Annotated in this window: 6 protein-coding genes and 1 pseudogene; 6 read left to right on the forward strand and 1 reads right to left on the reverse strand. The window is 68.7% G+C overall.

Annotated elements, in window-relative coordinates; translation table 11 throughout:
* From AB0M27_RS35740 to AB0M27_RS35765, 6 genes and pseudogenes are all read left to right on the forward strand, one after another.
* Nucleotides 1–470: pseudogene (locus AB0M27_RS35740) on the forward strand (IS701 family transposase); the annotation flags it as partial.
* Nucleotides 471–503: 33 nt separating this feature from the next.
* Nucleotides 504–2,822: a BREX-2 system adenine-specific DNA-methyltransferase PglX gene (gene pglX / locus AB0M27_RS35745; protein WP_365728228.1), complete on the forward strand. Its 2,319-nt coding sequence runs from the start codon at nt 504–506 to the stop codon at nt 2,820–2,822.
* Between the two features lie 22 nt (nt 2,823–2,844).
* On the forward strand, nt 2,845–6,744 hold the full coding sequence (locus AB0M27_RS35750; protein ID WP_365728166.1) for a phage resistance protein: 3,900 nt from the start codon (nt 2,845–2,847) through the stop codon (nt 6,742–6,744).
* Complete coding sequence (gene pglZ / locus AB0M27_RS35755) at nt 6,744–9,662, forward strand: BREX-2 system phosphatase PglZ (protein ID WP_365728168.1); 2,919 nt, start codon at nt 6,744–6,746, stop codon at nt 9,660–9,662. Before AB0M27_RS35750 ends, pglZ begins: the two co-directional genes overlap by 1 nt.
* Before the next feature lie 121 nt (nt 9,663–9,783).
* On the forward strand, nt 9,784–11,136 hold the full coding sequence (gene brxD / locus AB0M27_RS35760; protein ID WP_365728171.1) for a BREX system ATP-binding protein BrxD: 1,353 nt from the start codon (nt 9,784–9,786) through the stop codon (nt 11,134–11,136).
* Between the two features lie 53 nt (nt 11,137–11,189).
* On the forward strand, nt 11,190–13,337 hold the full coding sequence (locus AB0M27_RS35765; protein ID WP_365728174.1) for a DEAD/DEAH box helicase: 2,148 nt from the start codon (nt 11,190–11,192) through the stop codon (nt 13,335–13,337).
* Between the two features lie 58 nt (nt 13,338–13,395).
* Here AB0M27_RS35765 and AB0M27_RS35770 read toward each other — a convergent pair whose 3' ends face one another.
* The gene (locus AB0M27_RS35770) at nt 13,396–14,463 is read right to left on the reverse strand and encodes a hypothetical protein (protein ID WP_365728176.1); all 1,068 of its coding nucleotides are present in this window, start codon (nt 14,461–14,463) and stop codon (nt 13,396–13,398) included.
* Nucleotides 14,464–14,637: the final 174 nt, after the last annotated feature.

The raw sequence follows: 14,637 nt of genomic DNA on the forward strand, positions 1-14,637 counted from the left end.
ACGAGAAGGGCACCAGCGTCCTGGTCGCCCGCCGGCACCGGTACACCGGCGAGCTCTCCTTCTTCCGCTGCTGGACGCCCGAAGATGTCACCCTTGCCCAGCTGGTCGAGGTGATCTGCCGCAGATGGCGGATCGAGGAGACCTTCCAACTCGGCAAGACCTTCACCGGCCTGGATGAAGGGCAAGTGACCTGCTGGAACTCCTGGATGCGCTGGTCGCTGTTCTCCCTGATCGCCTCCGCCGTCCTCGCACTCACAGCCGCTGCCACGATCGCAGTCGGACCCGCCGGCACGGTCCGGCTCGTCCCGCTGACCTGTCCCGAACTCGTCCGGCTTCTCCGGGCATTCGTCCTCACACCGCCCGTCCGGGAAGCGGAACACGTCCTGCACTGGATGGCCTGGCGCCGCCACCATCAAGCCGTCGCGCAAGCCCGCCACCAGCGCCGACACGAACTCCAGGACCAGCCATGATCGGAACTACAGCTGCCGTGACTGACAGAGGTCATCGACACGTCGGGGGCGTACATCCCAGGGCATGGAACACCGACGGTCATCCTCGTCGGCCGCCCCCTGGATTACACGGGCGCGCGCCGGGCCACTGTCCGCACGGTCCGGAGCGTTCAGGGGGAGCCAGCGGCTCCGAAGAAGGCGGAGGATGGACTCGTCTGGCGAGCTATCACTCAGCAGACCGACTCCCCAGGCTCCGAGAGTGACTGGATCAGCGTTCGCGACACGCGACGTGAGGACCTGTCAAAGCATCCATGGAGTCTGGCAGGAGGTGCCGCACCAGACATCCTGAAGATCGTCGAGGGCACGGGAACGAGGCTGCGAACTGCGTCACAAGAACTCGGCCTGTCTATCGTTACTGGCGAGGACAACGCTTTTGGCTCGGTGAACACTGCTGCCGCCCGCCAGCGAGGTGCCAGGCCGACCGCTGTCGCCAATGGCGATGAGGTACGGGATTGGGGGCTCACCGGCGCAACGTGGCTCACCAGCCCGTACGACCAGGACATGAAGCTTCTCGAAGGTGCAGAGATCGAGGACTTGCTGCGCTTCATGTGGCCACTGCGTCACGTACTGGAACTTCGCAAGCGCTTCAGCATCACGATGCTAGACAGGGGAATCCCTTGGATTTCATGGCGTGAGGTTTACTCCCGCGTCAAGGCGCAAAAGTTGATCGTTTACGCAAAAATTGCGACGCATAATCATTTCTACCTCCAGACCGGCCAGCTCCCCGTGAAGGACTCGGCGCAGGTGATCAAGCTCCGTGAGGGTGCCACAGCGGAAGAGCATCTGATGCTGCTTGGATTGCTCAACAGCTCCACGGCCGGATTCTGGCTGAAGATGGTTAGTCATGCGAAGGGAGGAAGTGGCCTAGGGCGTGGAATCCAGAGCGAAGGCTGGGAGGAACGCTACGAGTTCACAGGAACTAAGCTGGAAGAATTCCCCCTCCCCGCCGAATACCCCACTGCTCTCGCGACCGAGCTCGATTCCCTCGCCAAGCAGCTCTCCGAGGAAATCCCGCTGGCCCTCGCAGCCAACGTCGTCCCCACCGCTGCCGCCCTTCGCGAAGCCCAGACTCGCTACGACGCGACGCGCGCGCGCATGATTGCCCTCCAAGAGGAACTCGACTGGCAGGTCTACTCCCTCTACAAGCTGCACTCCGACGACCTACGTCTGCCCGACAGTTCCGCCATCCCCGAACTCGCCCTGGGCCAGCGCGCTTTCGAGATCGTGCTCGCACGCCGCGTCGCCGCTGCAGCGGCTGGCGACGAGTGGTTCAAGCGGCACGGGGCCACCCCCATCACCGAGGTCCCCGCGCACTGGCCCGCCGACTACCAGGCGCTCGTGCAGAGGCGGATCGAGGTCATCGAGTCGAACCGCGCCATCGGCATGGTGGAGCGTCCGGAGTACAAGCGGCGTTGGGCCACCGAGGGCTGGGACGCGATGCGGCAGAAGGCGCTGAAGTCCTGGCTGCTCGCACGGGTTGAGGACCGCGCGCACTGGTTCGACGCCAGTGGCAACCCCACTGTCACCACCCTCGCCCGTCTCGCCGACAACCTGTCCGTGGACGAGGACTTCATGTCCGTCGCCGAGCTGTACGCGCCCCGGCAGGACCTCGCGAAGACCGTACGGGAGCTGCTGTCCGAGGAGCACGTGCCGTTCGTCTCCGCGCTGCGGTACAAGCCCACCGGGCTCAAGAAGCGGGCCGACTGGGAATACGTGTGGGAGAAGCAGCGCGAGGTAGACGCCGCTCCTGACGAGCCCACCAAGCGGCAGATCCGCAAGGAGACACCCGTGCCGCCGAAGTACACCTCGGCGGACTTCCTGAAGCCGAGCTACTGGCGTGCGCGCGGCAAGCTCGATGTACCCAAGGAACGGTTCGTGTCGTACGGCACGGCCAACGCGCAGTCGCCAGAGCTGTACGGGTGGGCTGGCTGGGATCACCTGGAGCAGGCCCTCGCGCTCGCCTCGTACATCCAGCAGGCCGGTCTCAGTGACGACGAACTCGTGCCTTACCTGGCCGGGCTGCTTGAGCTGCAGCCGTGGCTGGAGCAGTGGTACGGCGAGTACGACCCGGAGTTCGGGGCGTCGCCGGCCGCCGAGATCCTGGCGTTCAGGCAGCAGAAGCAGGGCGAGCTCGGTTTGACCGACGATGTACTGCGGGCCTGGCGTCCGTCGGCCGCCAGCCGTGGACGCGGTGCGTCGAAGGCCACCGCATCGAGGGCGCGCACGGAGACGAAGGCCGCCGTCCAGACGTCCATCATCGACGCCGACAACGACACCGTCACCGAGGCCGTAAGCGGCGCAGAGTCCGCCTGAGCAGGGCGAGGAGCAGACACACATGGCTTTCATGAACAGGAACAATCCTCGTCCCGAGGACCGACCGCTGCTTCGGGAGCTGATCGACATCCCGGAGTCGGTGTCCACCTCCGACTTTGTCTTGAAGCTGAACGAAGCGGTCACGCCCGAGGGGGTCGAAGCGGCGCTGAAGGACTACGTCGTCACCGACCGGCTGCTCGGCAACTTCGACGAAGCCCTCGACCTGATCAAGTCCGCGCTGGACAGCCGCTCCTCGAAGGCTGCCTATCTACACGGCTCGTTCGGCTCCGGTAAGTCGCACTTCATGGCGGTGCTCTACGCACTGCTATCACGGAACCAGGCCGCCCGGGCGCGCCGCGACCTCGACCCGGTGCGGGCCCGGCACGCCTGGCTGGATGCGGACGACCGCAAGTTCCTGCTGGTGCCGTACCACATGCTGGGCTCCAAGTCGCTGGAGCAGCGCGTGCTCGGCAAGTACGTCGAGCACGTACGGAAACTCCACCCTGGCTGCGCGCTGCCGCAGGTCTACCGGACCGACGGGCTCTTCGAGGACTTCGCCGAGCAGCGTCGCCGCAACGGCGACGAGCGGGTGATCGAGCAGCTCGCCGATGCCGGCGACGGCCAGGAGGACGAGTGGGGTGACTCCTTCGCCTGGACCACTGAGCTGCTGGACCAGGCGGTGAACGCGCCGGAGGAGCATGAGAACACCAAGGACCTCGACCTGGAGAACCCCTCCACGCCGCGGGAACTGCGGGCCCGTCTCGTGCAGGACCTCACCCAGACCCTGTTCCCATCGTTCTCACGCAACGCCTCCGAGGACGCCGACGGGTTCGTCTCGCTGGACAAGGGGCTCGGCATCATCGCCGCGCACGCCAAGTCCCTCGGCTACGACGGGCTCGTCCTCTTCATGGACGAGCTGATTCTGTGGCTGGCCTCCCGTATCCACGACCAGAAGTTCGTCTCCCGCGAAGCCGACAAGATCACGAACTTTGTGGAGGGCGGCGACGAACGGCGCGCCATCCCGGTGGTGTCATTCATCGCCCGCCAGCGCGACCTGCGTGAGCTGGTCGGCGAGGAGATGTCGGGGGCCGCCGAGGCCGCCGTCCAGGACAGTCTGAAGCTCAGCGGCGGGCGCTTCGACAAGATCGTCCTCGAGGACCGCAACCTCCCACAGATCGCGCAGGCCCGCCTACTCAAGCCCACCAGCCCGGAGGCCGAGGCGAAGGTGGAGGCGGCGTTCGCCGAGGCCAAGAGGCTCGGCCCGGACGTGTGGGACACCCTGCTCGGCCACGACAAGTCCACCACCGGCGCGGACGAGGGCGCGTTCAGGCGGACGTACCCGTTCCCGCCGGCGTTCATGGACACCCTGGTACACATCTCCGCGGCCCTGCAGCGCTCCCGCACCGGTCTGAAGCTGATGAGCCAGCTGCTCGTCGATCACCGCAACGACTGGCGGCTCGGGCAGCTTGTGCCGTTGGGTGATCTCTACCCGGCGATCGCGGGCGGCGGCGACAAGGCGTTCAGCGGGGAGACCAGTGTTCATTTCGAGGCCGCCGATAAGCTGTACCGGGACAAGCTGCGCCCGTACCTGCTGAAGACCAACCAGGTCACCGAGGACCAGGTCGAGGCGTACCGGCGCCGCCCCGAGACACTCGGCGACCCGCAACTTGCGGCCCGCTGCCGCGATTTCACCGGTGACAGCCGACTGCTGCAGACCCTGCTGCTGTCTGCGCTCGCGCCCAGTGTGCCCGCGCTGGCCGACCTCACCCTGGCACGGCTGCACGCCCTCAACCACGGCTCCATCACTACCCGCATCGCGGGGACCGAGGTCGGCCGGCTTGAACAGAAGGCGAAGGAGTGGGCGGCGACCTTCCCCGAGATAAAGGTGACCGGTACCGGGCCGGGTGCGGTGGTGCGTCTGGAGCTCACCGGTGTCGACCTGGACGCCGTCCTCGCCAACGCCCAGGTCCACAACAACCAGAACAACCGGCGTGCCAAGATGCGCGGCCTGCTCAAGGAGGCGCTCGGCGTCAGCGACGGGCCTGGCGGCTTCGACGCTTACGACGTGCTCAACCTGGTGTGGAAGGGCACCGAACGGCAGATCGAGGTGGTCTTCGGTAACGTCGCCGATGTCGACTCGCTGCCCGAGGCGACCCTGCGGCCCAGCCAGGAGGACGCCTGGCGGCTTATCGTCGACTTCCCCTATGACGAGGGCGAGTTCGGGCCGATGGACGACCTGCAGCGGCTGCGCGCTCTGCGGGAGAAGCCGGGCGGTGACTCACGCTCCCTGGCCTGGCTGCCCACCCACCTGACCGATGCTTCCCGCGGCGACTTCGAACGCCTCGTCGTCATCGACAAGGCCCTCGCTGACGAGACCCGCTTCGACTCCGACTTCGCGCGCAGCCTCAACGCCGACGACAAAGAGCGCGCCAAGGGCATGCTCCAGTCGCAGCTCCTCGTCCTCACCGAGCGCGTCAGCCAGGCGCTGCGGCAGGCGTACGGGCTCACGCAGAAGCAGGAAGGGGTCGTCGACCTCAGCTTCGACACCCACCTGGTCGCCCAGCAGGACGTGCCCGAGCTGCGGCTTCCGCTTGGCGCGACGTTGGATACCGCCGCCCGCGACCTGGCCGGCAAGCTGCTCGCCCACCAGTACCCCGCCCATCCCGACCTGGACCCGGACGGCACTAGCAGGCCCGTGAAGCCTGCCGAGATCAAGACCGTCTTCGAGTATGTCCGCAAGGCCGCCGAGAACCGTGACGGCCAGACCGAGGTCGACTCCAAGGACCGCAAGACCATGGCGCGGATCGCGGGCGGCCTCGGGCTCGGCGCGATGCGGGAGGCGTACTACCGGCAGTCCACCGCTTGGTCCGACCACTTCAACGACCGAGCCCGCCGGAACGGCACCGCCGAGCCGACCCTGGTCAAGCTCTCCGACTGGAGCGACCTTCCCGAGCCGCGCGGACTGCCCGAGCCGCTGCGCCGGCTGCTCGCCGCCGCGTACGCGGAGATGACCGACCGGGTATGGGTGCGCGGCGGCGTCCCCATCGAACCCGCGCCCGCACCGCACGAGCTGAAGCCGGACTACGCCCTGCGCGAGCAGCAACTGCCCACCGAGAGCGACTGGACAGAGGCGCGCAAACGGTTCGAGACCATGCTCGGCGACCAGGCGCCGCAACTGCGGCGCGGCCGGATCGTCAACCAGTTCGCCGCACAGATCAAGCAGGCCGCCGCCTCACTCGGCCAGGACGCCGGACGGCTCGTCGGGGAACTGGAGAAGCACCGCGACTTCCTCCATCTGAACGACGACTCCCCCCGCCTCGTCCTTGCCCGGCGGGCGCAGGAACTGGTCAAGGAGGTGACGGAAGCGGGCATCGAGGCGAAGACCGTCGTGGACCGGCTCGCCCGCTTCCCTCTCGGCGACTTTTCCGCACACCGGTACGGCATGTCGTTGAAGAGCGCAGGGAAGGTCGCCAGCGCGCTGAAGAACACCAGCTGGGACCAGCTGAGCCTGGCCGACACCCTCGGCGTGGACGGCGCGGCCGTCCTGGAGCGGGTGCGGGATGCTGCTGCTGGCGACCCGGGTGATTACCCCGACCTGCCGGGCGTGCTGCACGCCAGCAGCCGGGAAGTGCTGTCCCTGCTGAGGTCTCGCCAGAACACGACCGAGCGCCCCCAGCCGTCGCCCACTCCGCCGCCGAGCTCCGACAGCGTGGACCTGAACGGCGGCTCCGCCCACCCGCAGGTGCTGCCGGAGCCGCCGCAGCAGCCGGGGCCGCGCACACCGTCCCGGTCCGTGGCCCGCTCCGGCGGCGGGCGGACTACCGCCGCCCGGGCCGCCGCCGAACTGCAGGCGGAGATCGCGGCGCTCGCGGCCGAGCACCCGAACGCCACCGTCGAGGTCACCTGGAAGGTCGTCGACTGATGTCCGACACGGTCACCACAGCCCCCGCGACCGCCGGCCCCGCCCGGCTGTCGGCAGGAACCGTCCGTCAGTACCTCGCCGCCCGCAGTCGGCTCGGTGACGGCACGGTCCGCGTACTGCTGCTGCGGGCCGCTCCCGTCTGGGACGGGCCCGCCGTGCAGCGTACGGCGAGCGGGCTGCAGGCGCGGGTGGTCGTCGCGCCCTCGGTGCTGGCCGTGCACGAGCAGATCCTGGGTCACCTCGCCGCGCCGACTCCTCCCGACCCCAAAGTCCTGGTCGTCCTCACCAACCGCGAAGACACCGACCTGGACCCCGGGTTGCTCGCCCGCGTCTACGGCGGAAGGATCCGGTCCGTCGACAATTGGGAGGTCGTGCAGGAGGCGTTCGACGCGCGCGGTCTCGACGGGCGGCTGCGGAGGGAGACCTGGGCGGCCGAAGCGCTCCTTGACGCGGCGGCCAGCCGCGGTTGGCCCTCGCTCGGCAAGGGACTGCTCTCCCGAGACGAGGCCCTCACCCGGCTGGCCCGGCGTCGGCTCCGGCTCGGCCGCCGTGACACGGACGCGCTGGGCGGGCCGGCCGCACACGACGACGGAGACCGCATCGACCCCATCACCCTGTTCCGGTGGACCCACATCCCAGGCGGCCCCAACCTCCTGCGCGACCTGCGCGGACCGGAACGGGCCGGCCTAGCCCGCTTCCTCGCCGAACCCGAACAGGCCGGCTCCACCGGAAAGATCATTACCGCCCTGGTAGACGCCGACCACGGGGCGGACGCAGCCGCCTACGCGGTCGTCTGCGCGGCTCTGTGGGGGCACGCGGAGGCCGACCACGACCTGTACCGGGCGCGCGGGCGCGCCGAGCGATGGCTCGGCGACCAGCCCCCCGCCCAGGGCGACGACCTCGACCGACTCCTTACCTCCTTCGGGCAAAGCGGTGAGGCGTACGTCCGCGGCCTCGTCGACCGGGGCGAACACCGGCTCGCCGACCCGGTCCTGAGCAGGGCCGCACAGCTCGTCACACAGTTCGGGGCGCAGACTGCCGCCGCTGCCAGTCCGCTGCTCGCCGCCGGACTCGATGCCCGCTTCACCGCCGCGGGCCGCGCCCTCGCCGACGGCGGTCCGGAGACGGTCACGGCTGCCATCACCGCGCTGGCCGAACACGCCCTGGCCGTCGACGGCGCCACGCAGGCCCGTATCGAACGGGTACGGATGGCAGCGCGGCTGCGGCGGTGGCTGGCATCCCAGCCTGAAGTCGACATCGCCTCGGTGGCAGACGGCGCCGACCGCCAGATCCGCGAACTCGGCTGGGTAGACCGAGCCTTGGAACACCTGGACGCGGGCGGCGACGCAGATGACGCACTCGCCAACGCCTACAGCCGGATCGGCGAGCAGGTGCGCAGCAAACGTCGTGAGCTGGACCGCGCGTTCTCCGAGCGGCTCGCGGTGTGGACCGCAGATGGCACCGCCCCCGGCGCCATGCTCACCGTCGAAAGCTTCCTGGACCGGGTCGTCGCGCCCGTCGTGGACTGTCCCGGCCGACGGGTCCTGCTCCTCCTCATCGACGGAATGAGTGCGGCGATCGCAGCCGAACTGGGTGAGGAACTGCACGCACACTGGTCCGAGTTCGACCCGCTGCAGGGCGCGACCGGAGCACCGATGAGGCGTGCCGTGGCCGCTGCGCTGCCCACCCTCACCACCGTTTCCCGCACCTCGCTGTTCGCCGGCACCCTGATGAAGGGCGACCAGAACGACGAGAAGCGGCTTTTCCCTCAGCACCCGTGCTGGAAGGGGGCCCCTGCGGCTGTCTTCCACAAGGACGATCTGCGCAGCCCCGACACCGGCTCGCCCTTCTCCACCGCCCTGACTGAAGCGCTCGCCAACGAGCGCACCCATGTCGCGGTCGTCCTCAACACCGTCGACGACCGGCTCGCCAAGGAGCAGAAGCTCGGCGACGGCGCTTGGGAGATCAAGGAGATCGGCGGCCTGGAACCGCTGCTGCGGGCCGCCCGCGCCAACGACATGACCGTGCTCCTCACCTCCGACCACGGCCATGTGGTCGAGCGACGCGGCAGCAAGATCGACACGGCCGCCGGCGCCATAGGGTCGGCCCGTCACCGCGCCCCCGGCGGACCCATCGCACCGGTCGAAATTGAGCTGTCCGGACCACGGGTGGTCTGGCCAGAGCCCGGATCGCGGATCGTCGCGCTGCGGGACCACGACGCCCGGTACACCGCGCTCAAGGCGGGCTACCACGGCGGGGCAACCCTTGCCGAGTTCACCATCCCCCTGCTCGCCCTACTGCCGTTCGGCGCGGAGCCACCTACGGGGTGGCGGGAGCTGGGCGACCTTACGCCCGCATGGTGGGAGCAGGACAACGAGGCCACCACCGGACTCGAGGCCGAGACGAGGGCCGGAACCGATGCCGTCGCGGCACCCGAGGCCACCGCTGCACGCCCAAGCCGCAAACAGGCCAAGAAGTCAGCCCCGCCCGTGACAGAGGGCGCTATCAGTCTCTTCGGCGAGGACGAGGTCGCACGCTCCGCACCACAGGAACCTGTCGCCCCTGTAGTGAAGCCTGCGGCCGTACCCGTCTCCGATCAAACAGAGGACCCTGCCACCGCACTGGTGAATCGCCTCATGGCCACCGAGCTGTACCAGGAACAGCTGGCACTGCTCGCCCGTGTGCCACGCGACAAGGCGGTCCTGCCGAAGGCTCTGGCCGCGCTGGTCGAAGCGGGCACCCTGCCCATGACCGCCCTGGCCGAACGCGCCGGCCAGCCCGCCACCCGTGCCCCTGGCCTAGCCGCGACCCTGGCCCAGCTCCTCAACTATGACGGTGCCCAGATCCTGGAGATTCTCCCCGACAACCGCACCCTGCGCCTGCACCGGGGCCAGCTGATCGAGCAGTTCGGACTGTGAACCGGGGGTCTGCGGCCATGCCGGGCGGGGTAGTCGGCCCGCCCGGCCGCTCCAGGTACCGGCAGCGCGGTGCACGGCCGGGTGTCCGGCCAGGTGGGCAGCCGGATGGGAGACTATTCGGGTGAACGCGTTTGGATCTTCAGCATCCGGGGCTACCACCCCGGTCAGCGCGGTGCGGCGGCGTGCTGTGGTGGACGCGCTGCGGCGCGGCGCTGTCCCCGAGAGCGGCCTCGACCTGCTCGCCACCGGACTCGGCCGCTTCGAGCGGGCCGTCGATGAGGAACTGGACACTGCCGCCGCCGGTGGTTCGGTGTTCAAGGCCGTGCGCGGCGAGTACGGATCCGGCAAGACCTTCTTCACTCGATGGCTCGGCGAGCGCGCCAAACGGCGCACCTTTGCCGTGGCCGAGGTGCAGGTGTCAGAGACCGAGACCCCGCTGCACAAGCTGGAGACGGTCTATCGGCGACTCACTGAGCGCCTGGCCACTGCGAGCTTCCCGCCCAGCGCCCTGCGGCCGGTCGTAGACGCCTGGTTCTACGCACTCGAGGAGGATGCACTCGCCGACGGCGCGAGCGAGAGCGAGCTGCCACAGGCTGTGGACCGGCTGCTCACTGCCCGCCTGGCCGAGGTGTCCCGACACGCCCCCGCGTTCGCCACCGCCCTGCGCGGATACAAGCAGTCCTTGGATGCCGGCGACGAGGCCACGGCCGCTGCGGTGATGGCCTGGCTCGGCGGCCAGCCGCACGTCGCCGCAGCCGCCCGGCGCAGTGCAGGCGTCCGCGGTGACCTCGACCACTTCGGTGCCTTCGGCTTCCTTCAGGGCCTGCTCACCGTGCTGAGGGACGCCGGGCACGCCGGCCTCGTCCTGGTCCTGGACGAAGTAGAAACCCTGCAACGGGTCCGCTCCGACGCCCGCGACAAAGCACTCAACGCGCTGCGGCAGCTCATCGACGAGGTCCACTCCGGCCGCTTCCCCGGCCTGTATCTCATCATCACCGGCACGCCCGCCTTCTACGACGGGCAGCAGGGCGTCCAGCGACTCGCACCGCTCGCCCAGCGCCTCGCCACCGACTTCACCACCGACCCCCGCTTCGACAACCCGCGGGCCGTCCAGATCCGGCTGCCCGGATTCACCGAGACATCACTGACCGGCCTGGGCGCCACCATCCGCGACCTGTATGCCGAAGGCTCCCAGTCCCCCGACAGGATCAAGCAGCTTGCCGACGACGCCTACCTCACCGACCTGGCCCGGGCCGTGGGCGGGGCACTGGGCGGGAAGGTCGGAGTCGCACCACGGCTGTATCTGAAGAAGCTGGTCGGCGACGTACTCGACCGGATCGACCAGTTCCCCGACTTCGACCCGCGCACTCACTACAAGTTGACCGTGGGCAGCAGTGAGCTCACCGCCACCGAACGGAACTTCGCCGCGCCCGCACCGGCCGCCTCGGCTGACGACCTCGACATCGACCTCTGACGACCCAGTTCCCGAAGTCCCGAACTCTGACGAACAGCCCTGGAGTTGCAGACGTGCAGGAGCAGCCGCGCGGCACCGACCCGCTGGAGCGCCTCGACCCGGTAGTCCTGCACCACATCGTCAACACGCTCGGGTGGCCCGATCTGCGCCCCCTGCAGAAGGCGGCCGTGCACCCGCTGACGAACGGTGAGGACGCGGTCCTGCTCGCGCCGACGGCGGGCGGGAAGACGGAGGCCGCCACCTTCCCCCTGCTGTCCGCCATGCGAGAGCAGCGCTGGACCGGCACCTCCGTCCTCTACCTGGCCCCGCTCAAGGCGCTCCTGAACAACCTGGTGCACCGGGTCGACAGCTACGCCCAGTGGCTGGGGCGCCGAGCCGCCCTCTGGCACGGCGACACCCCCGAGTCCGTACGCCGTCGCATCCGCACCGAATCCCCCGACTTCCTGCTCACCACACCCGAGTCGCTCGAAGCGATGCTCATCAGCGTCAAGACCGACCACGCACACATGCTGGGCCGGGTGCGTGCCGTCGTCGTCGATGAAGTGCACGCCTTCGCTGGGGACGACCGCGGCTGGCACCTGCTTGCCGTGCTCGAACGCCTGGAACGGCTCGCCGGTCACCGCATCCAGCGCATCGGGCTGTCCGCCACAGTCGGCAACCCCGACACCCTGCTCACCTGGCTCCAGGGCGCACGCCCCGCCGACCGCCCTGGCCGGGTCGTCGCCCCCGGCGTGACTCTGCCCGCCACAACCAGCACCACCGAACACCCGCGCCCCGCAGGAGAGGTGGAGCTCGACTACGTCGGATCGCTCGCCAATGCCGCCAAGGTGATCTCCGCCCTGCACCGGGGAGAGAAACGGCTTGTCTTCTGCGACTCCCGCAAGCAGGTGGAAGAACTAGGTGCGGCACTGCGCGCCCGCGACGTCACCGTGTTCCTCTCACACGCCTCGCTGTCCACCGACGAACGCGCACGCTCCGAGCAAGCATTCGCCGAAGCTCGCGACTGCGTCATCGTCTCCACCTCCACCCTGGAACTCGGCATCGACGTCGGCGACCTCGACCGTGTCATCCAGATCGACTCGCCCAGCACAGTGGCCTCGTTTCTGCAGCGCATCGGCCGCACCGGGCGTCGTGCCGGCACCTCCCGCAACTGTCTGTTCCTCGCCACCCGGCCCGACGCCCTGCTCCAAGCCGCCGGCCTGCTCACTCTGTGGGCCCGTGGCTGGGTGGAACCCGTCACCCCGCCGCCCTCACCCCGCCACCTCGTAGCACAGCAACTCCTCGCCGTCACCCTGCAGGAACACCGCATCGGCGACCGGCTGTGGCCCGAGCAGTGGAACGGCCTGGCTCCCTTCGACCAGTCCGCCGCGCCCCTCCTGTCGCACCTGGTCACAGGCGGCTTCCTCGACAACGACGGCGGCATGCTGTTCATCGGCCCCGAAGCCGAGAAGCACTTCGGCCGCCGGCACTTCATGGAGCTGACCGCCTCCTTCACGGCGCCCCCCGAGTTCACGGTGCTCGCTGGACGCACCGAGATCGGCACCACCGACCCCACTGTCCTCACCGAAGAACGACCGGGCCCGCGCCGCCTGCTGCTGGCCGGCCGCAGCTGGCAAGTCACGTTCATCGACTGGGCCCGACGCCGTGCCTTCGTGGAACCCGTCGAGGACGGCGGCATCGCCAAATGGCAGGGCAGCGAAGCCCGCGGGCTGTCCTACGTCCTCACCCGCGCCATGCGCGACGTCCTGCTCGGCACCGACCCCGACGTCCGCCTCACCCGCCGCGCCGTCGCGGCCCTTGCCGAACTCCGCATGGACCGCGCACCCCACGAAGTACACCCGGCGGGCACCCTGCTGGTCTGCGACGCGGACGCCACCCGCTGGTGGACGTGGGCTGGCTATCGCGCCAACACCACCCTCGCTGCCTCCCTCGGCAACCTCGCCGACCCCGTACAGCGCCCCACCGACACCCATATCCGGCTCCGCCAGGACCTCTCCCCCGCCGACTGGAAGACCGCCCGCTCCGAACTCCCCGACTCTCTCACCTTGCCCACCGTTGACCCGCGAGCCGTCCGCGGCCTGAAGTTCTCGGCGGCCCTCCCGCCCCACATCGCCACCACCACCCTCGCCGAACGCCTCGCCGACTTCGACGGCGCCCTCGCCGCGGCCCGCGAGCCCGTACGGATGGAATGGGGCACCTGAACAACTCGGCACACAGGCGATTTGCTGCCGGTGCAGTTCTTTCCCTCTAGCCGATCTGCTACTGGCCTCCGTCAGGAGACAGTCGCAACTCGCCCGGCTCATAGTTGAGTTGATAAGCGCGGACACTGCTGCCGTTCATGCGGTAGATCGTGATGCAAGACAGGAACTGCTGCTTGATGTCCAGGATGCGTTGCCGCTCCTTCTCTTCAATCCCGCTGATCCACACCTCAATGTGTTCCGGCAGCTTGAAGGCCAGCCGATAAGCGCCCTCGTCTTCTCGTGGAGAAAGCGTCCACTCAGCAGTTGCGGCTTGCCCCGACCTACGCAGCCGCACAGCGTGGTCGGGGCACTGTTCGGCGTAGGAGAGGAACTGCTCCTGATCCTCGGCGACCAGCGGCAGGATGAACGGGGCCGCAGGGAAGCCCAGCAGCAGCTCAGCCGCAGCGTGCTGTTCCAGGGTGTCGACAAACTGGGCAAGGATCACAGAGGCAGCAGCCTTGAACTGCTCGGCACTGGTATCGACCGGCAGCGGCGGCACCCCGGTCGGCCATGTACCGAGAGCCTCGCGGAGCACCTTGCGCATCCAGGTCAACGGGAAGCGCGCGACGGCATGGGCGTTCTGCGCCGAATAAAGGCTGGCTGCAGCGATCCGGATCGCATTGCGCAGCCACGTGAAGGACTCCCCGGACAAGTCCACCAAGGAGATCTGGTGGGCGAGGGCATACTGCTGGGCGCTCTGAGTGAACCCGTTGACGGAAAAGAGCGCGTAGGTGTACTGGTAGCGCCGCCGGGGCCGGGTACCGGCATGACTCATGAAGTTTTCGTTGACGTCGTGCAGGACGCCGTGCGCATTGCGCACGACCTCCAGTTCGCACGGGGTCGAGTAGTGCTTGGCTTCCAGGAACAGCCGCACGGGAAGGGAGAATGCGGGGGTGAAAGCGAACTGACCGAGCACATCCACCTGATGGAGCGCCCCGCGGCCACGGACACGCAGAGCGCCACCAGATCCGCTGAGTTCGGCTTCGTCCTGTCGATAGTCGACTAGCAGACGGTAGCCGCTGTACCGGAGCAACCAGGCCAGGGCCTCCTCAAGCAAGTACCCCCGCAACGCGGACCTCTTTGCCATGCCCCTGCCCTACCCCTACCGTTCACCGAATTTGCCAGAGGTGATCTTCTCACCCGCTCCTGGGCCCGACCGGAACCCCGTGTCCACTGCCACTTGCACGCCGGATCGTTCGCGGCCGTGCGAGCGCACGGAGTGGTCGTGGTGGAGTCCCACCGCCTTCACCGGTAGCGGCCG

Source organism: Streptomyces sp. NPDC052107, assembly GCF_040680215.1.
Lineage (GTDB): Bacteria > Actinomycetota > Actinomycetes > Streptomycetales > Streptomycetaceae > Streptomyces.

Coding starts and splice junctions, on each gene's coding strand:
- AB0M27_RS35750 (WP_365728166.1), top strand. CDS start 2,845: ATGGCTTTCATGAACAGGAACAATCCTCGTCCCGAGGACCGACCGCTG.
- pglZ (WP_365728168.1), top strand. CDS start 6,744: ATGTCCGACACGGTCACCACAGCCCCCGCGACCGCCGGCCCCGCCCGG.
- AB0M27_RS35770 (WP_365728176.1), bottom strand. CDS start 14,463: ATGGCAAAGAGGTCCGCGTTGCGGGGGTACTTGCTTGAGGAGGCCCTG.